This is a genomic window from Rhodococcus sp. NPDC127593 (assembly GCF_042671975.1).
Taxonomy (GTDB): domain Bacteria; phylum Actinomycetota; class Actinomycetes; order Mycobacteriales; family Mycobacteriaceae; genus Rhodococcus_F.
Genome location: NZ_JBHXWI010000034.1, coordinates 20428 through 36515 on the forward strand (window position 1 = coordinate 20428; position 16088 = coordinate 36515).

Annotated in this window: 15 protein-coding genes and 1 pseudogene; 9 read left to right on the forward strand and 7 right to left on the reverse strand. The window is 68.4% G+C overall.

Features of this window, described 5'->3' with window-relative positions; translation table 11 throughout:
* Positions 1–315 precede the first annotated feature (315 nt).
* From ACFVJ3_RS28805 to ACFVJ3_RS28815, 3 genes and pseudogenes are all read left to right on the forward strand, one after another.
* Positions 316–1164, forward strand: coding sequence for an NAD(P)-binding protein (locus tag ACFVJ3_RS28805; RefSeq protein WP_378455303.1), 849 nt, complete (start codon positions 316–318; stop codon positions 1162–1164).
* 18 nt (positions 1165–1182) lie between these two features.
* Positions 1183–2103 (forward strand): annotated as a pseudogene (locus ACFVJ3_RS28810) (NAD(P)-binding domain-containing protein); the annotation flags it as partial.
* A complete protein-coding gene (locus ACFVJ3_RS28815; protein ID WP_378455304.1) occupies positions 2100–3350 on the forward strand; it encodes a GAF domain-containing protein in 1251 nt (416 codons plus the stop codon). The pseudogene ACFVJ3_RS28810 and the gene ACFVJ3_RS28815, both read left to right, overlap by 4 nt.
* A gap of 6 nt (positions 3351–3356) precedes the next feature.
* Here ACFVJ3_RS28815 and ACFVJ3_RS28820 read toward each other — a convergent pair whose 3' ends face one another.
* From ACFVJ3_RS28820 to ACFVJ3_RS28830, 3 genes are all read right to left on the reverse strand, one after another.
* Positions 3357–4829, reverse strand: a complete 1473-nt coding sequence (locus tag ACFVJ3_RS28820) for an FAD-dependent oxidoreductase (RefSeq protein ID WP_378455305.1) — start codon at positions 4827–4829, stop codon at positions 3357–3359.
* 135 nt (positions 4830–4964) lie between these two features.
* Positions 4965–5369 carry a PPOX class F420-dependent oxidoreductase gene (locus ACFVJ3_RS28825; protein WP_378455306.1) on the reverse strand — a complete coding sequence of 135 codons (405 nt, stop codon included), beginning with the start codon at positions 5367–5369 and terminating at the stop codon, positions 4965–4967.
* Between the two features lie 40 nt (positions 5370–5409).
* Positions 5410–6585 carry an aminotransferase class V-fold PLP-dependent enzyme gene (locus tag ACFVJ3_RS28830; protein ID WP_378455307.1) on the reverse strand — a complete coding sequence of 392 codons (1176 nt, stop codon included), beginning with the start codon at positions 6583–6585 and terminating at the stop codon, positions 5410–5412.
* 145 nt (positions 6586–6730) lie between these two features.
* On the opposite strand from ACFVJ3_RS28830, the gene egtA reads away from it, so the two are divergent.
* The 5 genes from egtA to ACFVJ3_RS28855 all read left to right on the forward strand — a co-directional run bounded on the left by egtA (position 6731) and on the right by ACFVJ3_RS28855 (position 12235).
* Positions 6731–7945, forward strand: a complete 1215-nt coding sequence (gene egtA, locus ACFVJ3_RS28835) for an ergothioneine biosynthesis glutamate--cysteine ligase EgtA (RefSeq protein WP_378455308.1) — start codon at positions 6731–6733, stop codon at positions 7943–7945.
* Entirely contained in the window at positions 7945–9249 is a 1305-nt protein-coding gene (gene egtB, locus ACFVJ3_RS28840; RefSeq protein ID WP_378455309.1) for an ergothioneine biosynthesis protein EgtB, read from the forward strand. The genes egtA and egtB overlap by 1 nt, the downstream gene beginning before the upstream one ends.
* Position 9250: 1 nt before the next feature.
* Positions 9251–9997, forward strand: coding sequence for an ergothioneine biosynthesis protein EgtC (gene egtC / locus ACFVJ3_RS28845; protein ID WP_378455310.1), 747 nt, complete (start codon positions 9251–9253; stop codon positions 9995–9997).
* Complete coding sequence (gene egtD / locus ACFVJ3_RS28850) at positions 9994–10968, forward strand: L-histidine N(alpha)-methyltransferase (protein WP_378455311.1); 975 nt, start codon at positions 9994–9996, stop codon at positions 10966–10968. The genes egtC and egtD overlap by 4 nt, the downstream gene beginning before the upstream one ends.
* Positions 10969–11041: 73 nt before the next feature.
* Entirely contained in the window at positions 11042–12235 is a 1194-nt protein-coding gene (locus ACFVJ3_RS28855; RefSeq protein ID WP_378455312.1) for a PQQ-dependent sugar dehydrogenase, read from the forward strand.
* Between the two features lie 10 nt (positions 12236–12245).
* Here ACFVJ3_RS28855 and ACFVJ3_RS28860 read toward each other — a convergent pair whose 3' ends face one another.
* Positions 12246–13121, reverse strand: a complete 876-nt coding sequence (locus tag ACFVJ3_RS28860) for a cyclase family protein (protein ID WP_378455313.1) — start codon at positions 13119–13121, stop codon at positions 12246–12248.
* A gap of 144 nt (positions 13122–13265) precedes the next feature.
* On the opposite strand from ACFVJ3_RS28860, the gene ACFVJ3_RS28865 reads away from it, so the two are divergent.
* Positions 13266–13751 (forward strand): hypothetical protein, encoded by a 486-nt coding sequence (locus ACFVJ3_RS28865; protein WP_378455314.1) that lies wholly within the window; start codon positions 13266–13268, stop codon positions 13749–13751.
* Between the two features lie 100 nt (positions 13752–13851).
* On the opposite strand, the gene ACFVJ3_RS28870 is transcribed toward ACFVJ3_RS28865, so the two are convergent.
* From ACFVJ3_RS28870 to ACFVJ3_RS28880, 3 genes are read right to left on the reverse strand one after another with little or no spacing between them, the layout of a single operon-like run.
* Positions 13852–14430, reverse strand: coding sequence for a TetR/AcrR family transcriptional regulator (locus tag ACFVJ3_RS28870; protein ID WP_378455315.1), 579 nt, complete (start codon positions 14428–14430; stop codon positions 13852–13854).
* Complete coding sequence (locus ACFVJ3_RS28875) at positions 14427–15647, reverse strand: cytochrome P450 (protein WP_378455316.1); 1221 nt, start codon at positions 15645–15647, stop codon at positions 14427–14429. Before ACFVJ3_RS28875 ends, ACFVJ3_RS28870 begins: the two co-directional genes overlap by 4 nt.
* A gap of 54 nt (positions 15648–15701) precedes the next feature.
* On the reverse strand, positions 15702–16088 hold the full coding sequence (locus ACFVJ3_RS28880; RefSeq protein ID WP_378455317.1) for a hypothetical protein: 387 nt from the start codon (positions 16086–16088) through the stop codon (positions 15702–15704).

Here is a 16088-nt window from a genome sequence, read left to right on the forward strand (position 1 = left end):
CTCACGGTGGTAACTGGCGGGCGGTTCGAGTCGACGAGGGACGAACACGCGACGGCCAGGAGCGAAACGCTCGAGCAGAGCCGTCGCCGCGTCGATCACGGTGAGCCAGCCAATTGGAACTTCTGGTTCACCCTCGCCGAGACAACTTATGGAACTCTACCGGATGGCCCGCTGACCTGCTAATCGGGTGTCGTCGGGCGGGCTGCGCGACGTCGAGGTGGGGCCGGTGCAATCCGGTGCAACCCTGCCGCCCCATCCTTGTGAGCCGTATCACAGAGGTATCGAACTTCTCGATTTCCGACGACGGAGGACATCATGACCGCCACACTCGACACCCCCATCGACACCGTCATCCCGCAGCCGGGAGACATCGCCCGGCGCTGGGTGGCCGGATTCGGTGCCGCCCTCGAACGGGGCGACGTGCCAGGGGCCGCGGAGCACTTCCTGGTCGACGGTTGGTGGCGCGACCTACTGTCGTTCACCTGGGACCTGCACACCGCACACGGTCGCGCGGACATCGAGACGCGCTTCGCGGATTCGGTTCCGGTGCACGAGCCGCGCCACCTCGTCCTTTCGCCCGCGCACCCGGCCGAGGTGGTGGCCGATCCGGAAGGCGACTGGATCCAGGCCTTCTTCACGTTCGAGACGACCCTGGCGCGCAGCCGCGGTTTCGTCCGGCTGAGGCGCGACGACGACGGCGAGTGGCGTGCCTGGACATTGATCAGCGCGATGGAGGAGATCAAGGGTCACGAGGAGAAGAAGGGCCATCGGCGGGTTCAGGGCACGAAACACGGCGCCCACCGAGGCAGGATCAACTGGCTCGACCGGCGAACCGCCAAGGGCGAGTTCGAGACCGAGCAGCCGGCCGTCGTGATCGTCGGCGCCGGCCAGGGTGGTCTGGCCCTCGCCGCCCGCCTCGGGCAGCTCGGAGTCGACACCCTGCTGGTGGAGCGAAACGATCGGATCGGCGACAGCTGGCGCAAGCGTTACCACTCGCTGGTCCTGCACGACCCGGTCTGGTACGACCACCTGCCGTACCTGAACTTCCCCGACCATTGGCCGGTGTTCACGCCCAAGGACAAGCTCGCGAGCTGGTTCGAATTCTATTCCGACGCAATGGAACTCAACGTATGGACGGGAACCGAGTTCACCGGCGGCAGCTAGGACGACGCCACCGGCGAATGGACCGTCACCGTCGCCCGCGACGACGGCTCCACCCGCACACTGCATCCCCGGCACGTCGTCCTCGCCACGGGAATGAGTGGGGTGCCGAACTTTCCGCAGATCGCGGGTGCCGACACGTTCGAGGGAACCATCGAGCATTCGAGCTGGTTCGTCGGCGGCCGGGAGATGCAGGGCAAGAAGGCGCTCGTCGTCGGCTGCTGCAACTCGGGTCACGATATCGCCCAGGAGCTCAACGAGCAGGGTGCGGACGTGACCATTTTGCAGCGCTCGTCCACGTATGTGATGAGCAGCAAGCACGGCATCCCCGGACTGTTCGGCGGCGTGTACGAGGAGGGTGGGCCCGCGGTGCAGGACGCCGACCTGATCTTCGCGTCGCTTCCGTACCCGTTGCTCGCGGGAATCCACGCCGGGGCGACGGAGGCCATCGCCGAGAAGGACGCGGAGATGCTCGACGGACTGCGGAAGGCCGGATTCAAGCTCGATTTCGGCGAGGACGGCAGCGGTCTATTCATGAAATACCTGCGGCGCGGCGGCGGCTACTACATCGACGTGGGCGCATCCGAGCTGATCGCGAGCGGAGAGGTGACGGTGAAGCAGGGAACCGAGATCGATCACTTCACGCCGGACGGGGTCGTGTTCGCCGACGGCACCGAGATCCCGGTGGACGTGGTGGTTCTCGCGACCGGTTACAAGAACATGCGTGAGAGTGCCCGCAAGTTCCTCGGCGACGCGGTCGCGGACCGCTGCCAGGACGTGTGGGGCCTCGACCAGGAGGGCGAGTTGCGCACGGTGTGGCGCCGGTCCGGTCATCCGGGTTTCTGGTTCATGGCCGGCAACCTGCATCAGTCGCGGCACTACTCGAAGTATCTGGCCTTCCAGATCAAGGCCCAGGAGGAAGGGTTGCAGCCGATCCGATGACGTACAGTGGTGTGGCTCACAACGCCGGGGGTAGCCTCGGCGATGTGAGCGCTGAACGTCCGACCGCCGACCGGCTGACCGCAGTGGCAACCGGTGTGGATCTGCCGCGACATGCGCGGCTGCTCAGCCGGGTCCACGACGCCGTGCTGTCCGGGCAGCAGCCGCCCGCGCTTCCACGGGGCGTGGTGGCGCGGTCGTGGTCCCGTCTGCAGGCGGGCGGAGTGAGCCCGGACCACTGCGCGGACGTGGAGCCCGCCGACTTCTCCGAGATCGAGGCGCGGCGAACCCGGACGGCGCTGCGCACCGTGCTCCCGGAACTGCGCAGCACGTTGACGCAGGTCGCGGACGATGCGAACTTCATCGTTGTCATCGCCGACGCCGACGGTGTCCTGTTGTGGCGGGAAGGTTCCCGCGGAGTCCGGAAGGCGGCCGACGCCCTCGGGTTCACTGAGGGTGCGCGCTGGGCGGAGCAGGCAGTCGGGACCAACGCGATCGGCACGGCGCTGATCGAAGATGCTGCGGTGCAACTGTTCTCGGCCGAGCACTATGCGCCCTCGCATCACGGCTGGTCGTGCACCGGGTCGCCGGTTCACGATCCGCGCACCGGAGAGATCCTCGGCGTGGTCGACATCAGTGGGTCGGCGATGTCCATTCACCCGACCACGGTCGCGCTCGTCCGCACCGCGGTGCGTCTGGCCGAGGCGACACTGTGGCGTGAGCACACGGCGCAACTGGACAAGCTGCGCGGCCGCGCGGCGCCGCTGCTGGCGTCGGCGGGTGGTCCGGCGCTTGTCGTCGACAAGCACGGGTGGGTCGCGGAGGCGAGTGGCATCGCCGCGCCGGAGCGGGTCGCGCCGCCGAGCCTCGACCGGCCACTACTCGTCCCGGGGCTCGGGCTGTGCGTGCCCGAACCGCTCGGCGACGGCTGGCTGGTGCGCAGGCGCGTCGACGGGGCGGCCATCGAACTGGAACTCGACCTCGGTGACGCGCCGCACGTGACGGTCCGGGGCGACGTCAACTGGACGCGGGCGCTCTCGCCCCGGCATGCCCAGATCCTGCGGGTGCTGTCGGTCGCGGGAACGGCGGGGGTCGACGCCGCCTCGCTCAGCGAATCGTTGTTCGGCGACCGCGACCACGTGGTGGCGGTCCGCGCCGAGGTCTCGCGTCTGCGCAAGAGTCTCGGCGCGGTCCTGAGAACCCAGCCCTACCGGTTCGCGACCGGTGTGACGGTCCGGCTCGTCGGGTAGGTCCGGTCAGGCCTGCTTCGCCGCGCTGATGCCGGCGCGGCGGCCGTAGAAGCTGCCGTCGCCGAGGGAGGTGCCGCTGGCGTAGCCACCCGCGCACACGCCGGACGTGCACCGTCCTGCCGCGAAGAGGCCGGGGATCGGTTCGCCGGAGACGTGCAGTACCTCGGAGTTCACGGTCGTCCGCAGGCCGCCGAGAGTGAAACCGAGGGTGAACCCGCGCAGGTCGAGTGCCGCGACGGGGGAGCCGATCGGCTTGACCCACTCGGACTTCTTGTGCAGCAGCGGGTCCGATCCTTCGGCGGCGTGCTTGTTGTACACCTCGACGGTCGACTGCAGTGCGCCGGTGGGCAGGCCCATGTCGGATTCGAGTTCCTCGACGGTCTCCGCCGCCCACTTCGGTTGCACGCGCAGGAACGGCGTGGCCGTGGTGGCGGCCGCGCCCTCCTCGTAGGACGCCTCGTCGATGATGAGGAACGCCTGGTTGTCCTGGTGGAACAGGGTCATCTGGCCGATCCGCCCGGAGTACGTGTCCTCCGGAACGTAGCGCTGCCCCCGGCCGTTGACGAGGATGCCGCGGACGATCAACTGGGGGTCGCAGACGAACGCGACCTCGGTGGCGTCCATGTGGGCGAGATCGGCGCCGAGGGCCTGCGCCATGAGGATCGACCGTCCGTCGTGCTCCTCGATGGCGGCGCCGGGGCGGCCGATGAGCCGCGGCGCGTGGGCCTCGATCATCTTGTCGTTGTAGGCGAAGCTGCCGGTGGCGAGGACGACGCCGCGGCGCGCCCGCACGGCCACCTCCCTGCCGTACTGCTTGGCGACGATCCCGACGACGCGACCGGTGTCGTCCGTGACGAGAGTCTGGACGCGCATGTCGTATTCGGCTCGGACCCCGAGCTTTTCGGCGGTCTCGACGAGCGGCTTCATGAGCATGTAGCCGCCGCCCTTCTCGCCGGTCCGCTTGCCGTCCATCTGCGGAACGTGGCCGCGCGGGGCGGGGGTCGCGATCTCGTTGAAGGGCGCCGCGTTCTCGCCGCCGGAGTACATCAGGCCGTCGTCGAAGGGGGGTTCCCAGCCGGGTTCGCCCCAGAAGCTCTCCTTGAACGGGACGCCGCAGTCGACGAGCCAGTTGTAGTGCTCGACGCTGCCGTCGCAGTAGTCGGTGATCTTCTCCTCGTCGGCACCCGGGCCGAGCGCCGCCATCATGAACGTCTTCATGTTCTCGGGGGAGTCGTCGAACCCGCACGCCTTCTGCAGCGGCGTTCCGCCGCCGAGGTAGATGAAGCCCCCGGCGAGTGCGGCGGCCCCGCCCCAACCGCTGGTGCGTTCGAGGACCAGGACGTCGGCACCCGCCCGCGCCGCCTCGATGGAGGCGGACACACCGGCGATGCCGTAACCCGCGACCACGACGTCGGCCTCGTAGTCCCATTCGGCGACCGTTGCTGCGGACCGGGGGCGGATCGGTATGGCGTCGACCATTGGTGGAAGTCCTCTCGGGCGGTCACAGGCGGAGTGTGACGTGGGTTACCCTCAAACTGTAACCTGTTACAAAACCCGATTCGGTTGATCTCCCGGTGAGTGGGACGCCGCGCCCGGAGGTCGGCGAACGCCCGGCTAGCCGGGCATGTCGGTGACGCCGGACAGCTCGTAGTGCAGTGTCGGAGTGCGTGCCAGCCGGTGCGCGAGATGCACCCCGATCCGCTGCACCACGGGATACTTCTCATCGATGATGGCGCCCGCGGTCCGCGCCTCCTCACCGGACAGCAGTCGCGCCGTGGCCTGCGCCCGTGGGCCCGTCGGCTTGCCGGACCACGTGCACGGGCGGATTCGGACGTCGGGAAAATTGCGCAGCCGCTTGTTCTTGGACGCCCGGCCCGGGGTGCGGAAATACGCCCGATCGCCCTTCACGGCGAGGTTCACGGGAGTGTCCACCCATGAGCCGTCGCGTTTGCGCGTCTGCAGCTGCACGACCTTCTCCGCGGCGAAGCGTGGCAACGCCGGTGATCCCTGGTCCGTCATCGCGAAGTCCTGGTTCTCGGGTGAGTTCCAGCCTACTGCGCTAATTCGCGAGTGTCCGCACCTCCGCGAGGAACCGGTCGAGGTCGTCCGGGGAGCAGAAATAGTGCGGCGACGCCCGCACCACCGCGTCCAGTCCGCGGGCGCTCATGTCCAGCAGCGTCGATCCGCGCAGGCTGGCTGTGACGGTGACGTTGCGGGCGGCCAGCTGCTTCCGGACGTCGCCGGGATCGAACCCGTCGACGGTGAACGAGACGATTCCGCAGCGGCGGGCGCCGAGGTCGCGCACGGTGACACCGGGGATCGCCGCGAGCCCCGACCGGAGGTGCTCGGCCCCGGCCGCAACGGCTGCCTCGACCTCGTCCATCCCGAGGTCGAGGAGGTAGTCGGCGGCCACCCCGAGTCCGAGGCGTGCGGCGACGTCGCATTCCCAGAATTCGAACCGGCTGGCATCGGTCGCGAGCCGGTACGCGTCGGCCGCGGTCCACTCCGCGCTGTGGAGGTCGAGGGCGGCAGGCTCGAGGGTCGCTGCCAGTTCCGGCCGGACGTACAGGAAGCCGGTGCCCCGCGGTGCCCGGAGCCATTTGCGGCCCGTGGCGGACAGGGCGTCGACGCCCAGTTCGCCCACGTCGAGGGCAATCTGACCGACGGACTGGCACGCGTCGAGCAGCACCAGCGCGCCGTACGAGTGTGCCAGCTCCGTCACCTCACGGACGGGGTTGACCAGGCCGCCGTTGGTGGGCACGTGCACGAGGGACACGAGACGAACCCTGTCGTCGAGGAGCGTCTCCAGGGCGGCGACGTCGATCTGGCCCGCGGGGTCGCTGGGGATCACGTCGACCGTCGCGCCCACGGACCGGGCCCGCTGCAGGACGGCGATGGCGTTGCTGGCGTACTCCACCTCCGAGATCAGCACGCGGTCGCCGGACCGGAGCGGGACGGCATGGAAGAAGTCGTTCCAGGCGGTGGTGGCGCTGTCCACCAGGGCGATGCTGTCGGCGCTCGCTCCGATCAGCCGGCCGAGGGACGACTTCACGGCGGCGAGATCGTCGGCCCGTTCGGCGGCCGCGACGTAGCCGCCCACGTCGGCCTCCCGGCGCAGGTGCGCGAACACGGCGTCCAGGACCGGCGTCGGCGGAAGCGAGGAGCCCGCACTGTCCAGGAACACCTTGTCGAGGCAGCCCGGGGTGTCCCGTCGCGCCTGCTCGAGGTCGAGCATGTCCGATACCTCCCTTTTCGCGGTGAATGGACTCGAACGTACCTGTGCAGGTTCTCGAAAAGTATGCCGATGGGGCGTGCATCGACGGCCGAGGCGCTCTAATGTCGATAACGACGTTCAGGCGGCGCCCGAAGGGGAGGGTCGAATGGCTACAGCAGTTCAGTCCGTCGAGACAACGTGTTTCACGTCGCGGCCGGCGGCGGAGGCGTACCTGGGTGGTGTGTGCTTCAAACTGGGGCCGCCGCAGCTGATCGGCGCGGAATTGGAGTGGCTGACCGCGCAACTGCCGGAATACGTGCGCCCCGACCTCGCCGCTCTCGCCGAAGCTCTCGGGCCGCACACCCCCAGAACCATCGATCCCTCTTCTCCTGCTCAGCCCCTTCCAGGCGGCAGCGCCGTCACGGTCGAACCCGGCGGACAGATCGAACTGTCCAGCGCCCCCTATTACTCCGCACGCGAATTGTGCGACTATCTCGCCGCCGATCAGGCGGTTCTCGCGGACCTGTTGTCGTCCCGATCGATCCTCATGTCGTCCGAGGCCGCGGACACCCGCCGGCCCGCGCAGCGTCTCCTCCAATCGCCGCGGTACTGCGCCATGGAATCCCGCTTCACCGGCATCGGGCCCTTCGGGAAGCTGATGATGTGCAACACCGCCGCAACGCAGATCAGCGTGGACGCCGGGGCCGATCCGGTTGCGGTGGAGAAGCGGTGGCACCTGCTACATGCCATCGGACCCGCATTGATCGCGGCCTTCGCGTGTTCGCCGCGGCTCTACGGGGTACCCGACGGGCAGTGGGCGTCGCAGCGGATGCGAACGTGGCTCGAACTCGATTCGCCGCGCACCATCGGAACCCCGCGCAGCGCAGACTATGCGGGGTGGGTGCTGGACGTGCCGTTGCTGTGCATCCGCAACGACGGAACGGACTGGACAGCGCCCGACGGTGCAACTTTCGCGGACTGGGTCGACGGCGCACTGGACGATGTGATCGGACGCCCGACGCCCGCCGACCTCGACTATCACCTCACGACCCTGTTTCCGCCCGTTCGTGCGGCCGGTCATCTCGAGGTGCGCTATCTCGACGCGCAACCGGGCGACCAGTGGCGGGTTCCCATCGCGGCGATCGACGCGCTGCTGTCGGGTCCGGGTGCCATGGCCGAGGCGCTCGACGCGGCGCTGCCCACCGCCGAACGCTGGCGGGACGCGGCCGAGTTCGGCCTGGCCGACCTCGAACTGCGCGCCGCGGCAACAGCTCTGCTGTCGCTGGCGGCGGCTTACTCGCCCGACCCCGAATTCGTCAGACTGCTCGACGCCGCCGCCGAACGATGTTGCCGGGGCCAGACCCCGAGCGAGGAACGCTGATGGGTACCCGCGAGAAGATCGAGACGGTGTTGACACGGGCGCGGGAGCGCACCGCCGGGTTGACGGACTGTGTGGACGGGGAGGACCTCGTCGCACAGCATTCCCCGTTGATGAGCCCGCTCGTGTGGGATCTCGCGCACATCGGCAATCAGGAAGAGTTGTGGCTCGTGCGGGACGTCGGGGGCCGGGAACCGGTCCGCCGCGACATCGACGAGTTGTACGACGCATTCAAAAATTCGAGGAACTCCCGGCCGTCCCTGCCGCTGCTGAACCCGGACGAGGCCAGGCGATACATACGTACTGTTCGAGACAGGGCGTGGGACGTGCTCGACCGCAGCACGTTCCGGGGCCGGCTACTCGAGGAGAACGGATTCGCGTTCGGCATGATCGCACAGCACGAGCAGCAGCATGCCGAAACGATGCTCGCCACCCATCAACTGCGCTCCGGTGCAGCAGTACTGACCGCGGAGAGCGCGCCGCGTATCGGCGGGGCGATGGACGAGGACGAAGTGGTCATTCCCTCCGGCGAATTCACGATGGGAACGTCGGACGATCCGTGGGCGCTCGACAACGAGAGGTCCGCGCACCCCGTGCACGTTCCGGCGTTCGTGATCGACGCCGCCCCCGTCACCAACGGCCGCTACGTCGAGTTCATGGACGACGGTGGTTACGCGCGGCCCGAATTGTGGAGTGAGCGGGGATGGGCGCACCGCGTCGAAGCGGGGTTGGATGCTCCACAGTTCTGGGAGAACGACGGCTGCGGAACGTGGTGGCGCCGGAGGTTCGGGGTGACCGAGCCGATCCATCTCCAGGAACCGGTCGTGCACGTCTGCTTCTTCGAGGCCGAGGCATTCGCACGCTGGGACGGCAAGAGGCTTCCGACCGAAGCCGAATGGGAGAAGGCCGCGCGGTGGGACCCGTTCACCGGCCGGTCGCGCCGATTCCCCTGGGGTGATACCGAACCCGACTCTTCGCTCGCCAACCTCGGGCAGCGCCACCTCGGTCCCGCGGTGATCGGGTCGTACCCGTCGGGGGCGTCCCCGCTCGGCGTCCATCAGCTGATCGGCGACGTGTGGGAGTGGACGTCGTCGCCCTTCGATCCCTATCCCGGTTTCTCGGCGTTCCCGTACCGCGAGTACTCGGAGGTGTTCTACGGCGGCGACTACCGCGTGCTGCGCGGCGGTTCGTTCGGCACCGATCCGGTGGCGTGCCGTGGGACGTTCCGCAACTGGGACCACCCGATCCGCAGGCAGATCTTCTCCGGATTCCGCTGTGCTCGGGACCTTCCGGGGGACGACCGCTGAGATGTGCCGACACCTGGGCTATCTGGGACCGGAACAGTCAGTGGGCGACCTGCTGAGTCGCGGCGAGAACTCGCTGCTGCGCCAGTCCTACGCGCCACGCGACATGAGGGGTGGCGGAACCATCAACGCCGACGGATTCGGTGTGGGGTGGTGGGGCACGGACGGATTCTCCCGTTACCGCAGTGCCCAGCCGCTCTGGTCCGACCCCGTAGTGCGAGAGACGTTGCCGAACAACCGCTCCCGGGCGGTCGTGGCCGCGACGCGTTCGGCCACGGTCGGTATGCCGGTGCAACACACGGCGTGTGCACCGTTCTCCGACGAGACCTGGGCTTTCAGCCACAACGGGGTGGTGCGCGGGTGGCCGGAGTCGCTCGGTGCGCTCGCCGCTGAGCTGCCCGTGAGCGATCTGCTGCAACTCGAGGCACCGACCGACTCGGCCGCGTTGTGGCTGCTCCTGCGTCGGGCGCTCGGCGAGCAGGACCCCGAGAAGGCGATGAGTGCGCTCGTGCAGGCCGTGGTCGCTGCGGCCCCGAACTCGCGATTGAACCTGCTGCTGGGCAACGGCAGCGAACTGTGGGCCACCACCTGGCATCACTCGCTGTCGGCGTTCGTCGACGACGAGCGGGCCATCGTGATGTCCGAACCCTACGACGACAACCCCGCATGGCAATCGATTCCGGACCGTCACTTCGTCAGCGCACGCCCCGGACACCTGATCGTCACCCCGCTCGAGATGGGAGCACGATGACCACCACACCGACACTCGAGGTGTACCTGCAGCCCGAGCAGCTCAAGGCCGCTCTGCGCAAGGACGCCACCGTCGGGCTCATGTCGAACCCGAAGTGGCTGCCTCCCAAATACTTTTACGACGCCCGCGGGAGCGAGCTGTTCGAGCAGATCACCGCGTTGCCCGAATATTTCCCCACGCGTACGGAACGGGAACTGCTCAGACGTTATTCGGGGGAGATCGCCGAGGTCGCGGCGCCCGAGATCCTCGTGGAACTCGGTTCCGGGTCGTCGGAGAAGACACGGCTCCTGCTGGGCGCCGGCACCCGGCACGGAAGTCTCCATACGTACGTACCGCAGGACGTGTCGGTGTCCGCGCTCGAGGGTGCTGCGGAGCAGATCGGCGTGGAGTTCCCGAATCTGACCGTGCGCGGCGTCGTCAGCGACTTCACCGAGTCGCTGCACCACCTTCCACGTGGTGGCCGCCGCACGATCGCGTTCCTCGGTGGCACCCTCGGAAACATGGTGCCCGCCGAGCGGGCGGAGTTCCTCTCAGGAATCGCCGACGTCCTCGAACCGGGGGAGCACCTCCTCCTCGGGGTCGGACTGGTGATCGCTCCCGCCGTCCTCGTCCCCGCATACGCCGACGCCGCCGGGGTGACAGCCCAGTTCAATCGCAACGTGCTGCAGGTGCTCAACACGCAGCTCGACGCCGACTTCCCGGTGGACGAGTTCCGGCACGTCGCGCTGTGGGACGCCGACAACGAGTGGATCGAGATGCGGCTCGAGGCCGAGCGTGCGATGTCGGTCCGCGTGGGCGAGCTGGATCTGGACGTGGAGTTCACCGCGGGGGAGCAGCTGCGGACGGAGATCTCGGCCAAGTTCACCCTCGACGGCATCCGACGGGAGTTGGCGGAGGCGGGATTCGACGTCGACCGCACCTGGACCGATCCCGACGACCGCTTCGCGCTGGTGTGCGCCGCGCGGAACTGACCGACAAGATCAACTTCGGGCACGATCGCGCTTATAGTGACCGCGTAGAGCGCAATCGACCCGAGGAGAACTTGTGCGTCATTCGAAGCTCGCTGTCCTCGCTCTCGCCACCGCGTCCGTGATCGGCCTCCCCGCCGCGCAGGTCTCCGCTCAGCCGCTGCCCTTCCCGTTCGACACCGGAAGCCTCGGTTCGGGTAGCGACGGCCCGGGAATTCCCACGGAGGACACCCTTCCGGCGCTGACGGTCACTCCGGTTCTCGACGGGCTCGACCATCCGTGGGACGCGGTGCAGGCCCCGGACGGCGCGGTCCTCACCGGCCAGCGGTCGGGCGGGTTCTTCGTTCGGCGTGCGGACGGAAGCACCGGCCCGGTCACCGCCGATCTCTCGGATCTGTACGCGCAGTCCGAGACCGGGTTGATGGGTATCGCCCTCGCGAGCAATTTCGCGAACGCACGCACCCTGTACACGTGCCAGGGATTCCAGGGTGGTGGCGTCACCGACATCCGGATCCAGTCGTGGACCGTCGACGCCGGCTGGACGACGCTGACCCGCGGTGCCGCAATTCTGACCGGAATCCCCGTCAACGAGGGACGTCACGGCGGTTGCCGGATACTGACGGCCGCCGACGGCACCCTGTTCATCGGCACCGGCGACACGGCGCAGCCGGCCGTGTCACAGGATCCGAACTCGCTGGGCGGCAAGACCCTCCACATCAACACCGACGGCACCCCCGCAGCCGGAAATCCGGACCCGGCGAGCCCCGTCTACACCCTGGGGCACCGGAACGCGCAGGGTCTCGCGCAACAGCCCGGAACGGGCCGCATCTACGCCGTGGATCAGGGAACGACCCGCGACGACGAGGTGAACCTCCTGGTCGCAGGAGGGAACTACGGCTACAAGCCCGATCGGATCCCCGGCATCTACGACGAATCCGTGCCGATGACGGATCCGTCGCGCGTCCCCGGAGCCGTTGCCGCGGCGTGGAGTTCGGGCAGCACGACCCTCGCAACCGGAAGTGCCGCCTTCGTGACCGGCCCCGGCTGGGGACCGTGGGACGGCGCACTCGTCATGGGCGGCCTCAAGACGAAGCAACTGATCTTCCTGCGTCTCGCCGCGGACGGGCAGTCGGTGACGGCGCAGACGTTCGGCCTGCAGAACCAGTACGGTCGACTCCGGTCGGTCACCCCGACCGCCGACGGTTCGCTGCTCGTCACCACGGACAACGGTTCCGCCGACCAGGTTCTCCGCGTCACCCCGCAAGGCTGACCTTCACACGTCAGAACCACGCGAGGGTCCGGCAGGGGCCGCCGGATCCTCCGGCGTGGGTGGGGGCGCCGACCATGACGGTTGCGCCGGACGGCGGAACCTGCGACAGATTCGCGAGAGCTTCCACCGCGTACTTCCCGGCGCCGAGCGCCGCGAGATGCGCTCCGTACGTGGTGCTACGCCCCGCGTCGACACTGATGGTGTCCGATCCCAACGCGACGATGTCGCGTTCCCGGACGAGGAACTCGACGGCGTCCGGGTCGAATCCGGGTGTGTGCTGCACACCCGTGTTGTCCTGATTGGTGAACGTCGCGGGCTGAGCGGCGCGGCTGTCCCATCCCGAGTTCATCGCCACCATGCAGCGGTCGGGGAGTGGACCGTGATCGGACTCCCAGTCGAGGAGGTCCTGCCGGGTGAGCAGCGTGTCGTTGTCGGCTCGGGCCCGCACCGAGATGTCCACGACCGCGAGGGGTACCACCAGGTCGCGGGGCGGAATCTGCTCGACGGTGAGGCCGTTCACTCTCGCATGCGCCGGCGCGTCGACGTGCGTGCCGGTGTGCTCGTCGTAGCGGAGTTCGTTCTTGTAGAACACACTGGGAGCGCCGATCCCGACGGAGCCGAGCAGAATCGGAGCGTCACCGATCCGCGCCACCGTCCGCATCGCGAACTGCTGGGCGCCGGGCCACACGGGAAACGTGGGAGTGAGCACATGGGTGAGATCGACGATCGACGCCTCCGATGTCGGGGCAGCTGATGCCGTCGCCGGTGCGACCGCTGCCGCCAGTCCTGCCGCGCCCACCGCTCCGAACAACGACCGTCGACTCATCGGGGCGCCGCGTTTCTCGATGGTTCCGTAGACGTGAGTCATGATGCGGGGCGAGCACATACGCGGCTCCTTCGCTGGTCGGTCGCGGTTCGCTACATCATAGGGTTCGCCGTGCCGGTATCCCGGAGTGCGCACGTGCGACGGGGTCGATCGATACAGTCGAAGAGCCGGAACATGATTCCACGACGTGACGAAGGGTTGACCATGGCAACGAGGAACAGACGTCTCGGCACGATCGTCGGCACCTGCGCCGCAGCGGTGGCGCTCACCACCGCGTCCGCCGGCATCGCCGCCGCCGTACCGGATCCGGTGTCGGTGACCACGACGGCGTTCCAGGTCCCGTTCACCGGGGTCATCGGTGACCCGTTTCCCTTCGCCACGGTGTCGCTCGCCGCATCCACCGGCGCGAGTCCGGGACCGGGCGTCGCGCGGCTGTCGGCGACGAGCATGTGCCCGGCGTTCACCCCGGGAGCGAACTGCACGACGTACACCTCCGCCACCACGGTGCGGTGGCTCAATCTCAGCACGGGGGCGACCGGAACGGTGACCGTTCCGTCGGGCAGTTTCGGAGTGCCCGGCAGAGAACCGGTCGTCGACGTGCCCACAGGGTCGGGGCACGTGACGGCGACCGTCCTCGGCGAATCCTCGGCCACGATCGTTCCGGGCGTGGGGTACTTCTTCGTCCCCTGAGCCCTCTTCCCGGCTCCCGCGCTGCTCCGCCGCCGGACGAACGGGAGGCTCGTTGCGTCAGATCGAACGAGCGTCCCGTTCGTCCGGGCGGCGGCACGTGTCAGGCGCGTCCGGAGTCGTGCTCGGCGAGTGCCGGTGCGACGAACCGCTCGAGCATGGTGCGTTCGTCGGTGTCGTCGACGCCCGGGACGGTGAGCAGGGAGACGATGATCCGGACGAGCCACCGTGCCTTCCGGGACGACTCCTCTCCGGAGAACCCCGCCTGCCCCAGGAAGGCGGTGCCCAGCGATTCGATGACGTCCGACGAGTGCGCGATCTGCGCGGCGAGGCCGGAGTCGCCGAGCTGGAACCAGGCGGCCAGAGTCGGGTCGGCACGCACCAGCCGGATCGCGGCCAGCATCGCCTCCACGATCACATCCTTCGGGTCACCGGCCGCGGACACCTCCTCCGCGACCAGCGCGCCGATGCGCCGGGCCTCGCGGTGAACGAACGCCAGCTGCAGCGACTGCCTGCTGTCGAAGTAGCGGTACAACGTGGCCCGGGAACATCCGGCCGCCCGGGCGACCTCGGCCATACCGACGGCGGCGATGCTGTTCTCGACGTACAGCTGGGCCGCGACGTCGAGGATCCGCTCGGCGGCGAGGCGGGGGCGTTCGTCCCGCATCCAGTCGGCGGTCATGCTTCACGCACCCGGAACGGGACGCTCGTCGGGCGGCGCACGTAATTGCCGTCCGCATAGACGACGGCGTCGATGTCGACGGTGAAGTCGGGGCAGCGGGCGAGCAGTTCCTCGAGCGCGATCCGCGCCTGCATCCGTGCCGCGGCCGCACCGAGGCAGTGGTGGGCCCCATGGCTGAAGGTGAGGATCTGCTTCGGACTGCGACGCACGTCCAGGACCTCGGCATCCGGTCCGAACCGGCGCGGATCGCGGTTAGCGGAGCCGTACAGCAGGAGTACCTTCCGTCTCTCGGGAACGACGGTGCCGTCGATCTCGACGTCGCGGGTCACCGTGCGGGCGAGGCCCTGGACGGGGGTGGTGAGCCGGAGCAATTCCTCGACGGCGTCACCGACGAGCTCCGGATGTTCGATCAGGTCGCGGCGCTGATCCCGGTGCTCGGTGAGCAACTGGACTGCGCCGCCGAGCATCCCGGTGGTGGTGTCGTTGCCGCCGGTGACCATCGTGAACGCGAAACCGAGGATGGAGAGCAGCCCGGTGATGTCGCCGTCGGCTCCCATCCCGCCCGCGACGAGGTGCGAGATCGTGTCGTCTCCGGGGTCGGTGCGCCGCCGCTCGATCAGTCCGGTGAAGTAGCCCATCAGTTCGGTGACCGCACCCGTCGCCTGCAGCGTGTCGCCCTGCGCATTGGCCGCGACGATGGCCTCGGTCCACCCGTCGAACTGCGCCCGGTCCTCGTCGGGGACGCCGAGGTAGTGGGCGACGACCATGCTCGGCAGCGGCTTGAACAGTTCCTTCACCACATCGCCCTCACCTGCCTCCCGCAGTCGTTCGATGCGCTCCACCACGAACGCCCGGACGTCCGGCTCGACGGCGGTGACCTGCCGTGGGGTGAACCCCTTCGACACGAGACGGCGGAACGCGGTGTGGTCGGGCGGGTCGAGCATCACCAGCGGCGGATTGTCCTGCAGGCCGATCTTCTCCAGCTCGCCGTATGTCGTGGTGAGGCCGGCGGCGGAGGAGAACGTCTCGGCGTCCCGGGCCGCCGCGTAGACGTCGGCGTGCCGGGACAACACCCAGTAGTCGTTGCCGGGCGCGCCCTCGGGGACGACGTGATGGACGGGGTCGTGGTCGCGCAGGCCTGCGTACATCTGCCACGGGGCACGCCACGATTGTCCGGACCTCGGCACGAACGAGATGCTCGACACATATGCGGTCATGTATCGATGGTGAGACACATTGCTTATTGTGTCAATGGTGTGGCGGCGACCTCTCTAGCCGAACAGGGCGAACGCCACGACGGCGAGGATCAGCACGAGTACCGGTGTGAGGATCAGCAGCAACCCGAGTAGCCCCGGGTTCTTCACCGGCCGATGGCCGATGGCGCCCTTGCTGAAACTGCTGAACGGCGACGCGTAGTACACCGGGGGAGCCGGGTGGTACCGGTTGTCGACGGTGATCTGCGCTTTGCCCTGCTCCACGATCCAGGGGACGGAGATCTGGATGTGATGCACACCGGGAGGTGCCGGAATGACGTTGTGGCCCCACCGAAGCGGCACGGGATAGCCGTTGATTCGGGCGTTGGGCGTCACCAGCATCGGGCCCATCGGCGGCTTCTTCGCGTCGATGACGAGCGCGGTGGGTGAGGAGGCGGGCTGCAT

What these genes read in the sequence shown, in the direction of transcription:
- ACFVJ3_RS28825 (WP_378455306.1), bottom strand. Translation starts at nt 5,369, where the DNA reads ATGACGGACCAGGGATCACCGGCGTTGCCACGCTTCGCCGCGGAGAAG.
- ACFVJ3_RS28880 (WP_378455317.1), bottom strand. Translation starts at nt 16,088, where the DNA reads ATGCAGCCCGCCTCCTCACCCACCGCGCTCGTCATCGACGCGAAGAAG.
- ACFVJ3_RS28875 (WP_378455316.1), bottom strand. Translation starts at nt 15,647, where the DNA reads ATGACCGCATATGTGTCGAGCATCTCGTTCGTGCCGAGGTCCGGACAA.
- egtA (WP_378455308.1), top strand. Translation starts at nt 6,731, where the DNA reads ATGGCTACAGCAGTTCAGTCCGTCGAGACAACGTGTTTCACGTCGCGG.
- egtB (WP_378455309.1), top strand. Translation starts at nt 7,945, where the DNA reads ATGGGTACCCGCGAGAAGATCGAGACGGTGTTGACACGGGCGCGGGAG.
- ACFVJ3_RS28830 (WP_378455307.1), bottom strand. Translation starts at nt 6,585, where the DNA reads ATGCTCGACCTCGAGCAGGCGCGACGGGACACCCCGGGCTGCCTCGAC.
- ACFVJ3_RS28820 (WP_378455305.1), bottom strand. Translation starts at nt 4,829, where the DNA reads ATGGTCGACGCCATACCGATCCGCCCCCGGTCCGCAGCAACGGTCGCC.
- egtD (WP_378455311.1), top strand. Translation starts at nt 9,994, where the DNA reads ATGACCACCACACCGACACTCGAGGTGTACCTGCAGCCCGAGCAGCTC.
- ACFVJ3_RS28815 (WP_378455304.1), top strand. Translation starts at nt 2,100, where the DNA reads ATGACGTACAGTGGTGTGGCTCACAACGCCGGGGGTAGCCTCGGCGAT.
- ACFVJ3_RS28805 (WP_378455303.1), top strand. Translation starts at nt 316, where the DNA reads ATGACCGCCACACTCGACACCCCCATCGACACCGTCATCCCGCAGCCG.
- ACFVJ3_RS28870 (WP_378455315.1), bottom strand. Translation starts at nt 14,430, where the DNA reads ATGACCGCCGACTGGATGCGGGACGAACGCCCCCGCCTCGCCGCCGAG.
- egtC (WP_378455310.1), top strand. Translation starts at nt 9,251, where the DNA reads ATGTGCCGACACCTGGGCTATCTGGGACCGGAACAGTCAGTGGGCGAC.
- ACFVJ3_RS28860 (WP_378455313.1), bottom strand. Translation starts at nt 13,121, where the DNA reads ATGTGCTCGCCCCGCATCATGACTCACGTCTACGGAACCATCGAGAAA.
- ACFVJ3_RS28865 (WP_378455314.1), top strand. Translation starts at nt 13,266, where the DNA reads ATGGCAACGAGGAACAGACGTCTCGGCACGATCGTCGGCACCTGCGCC.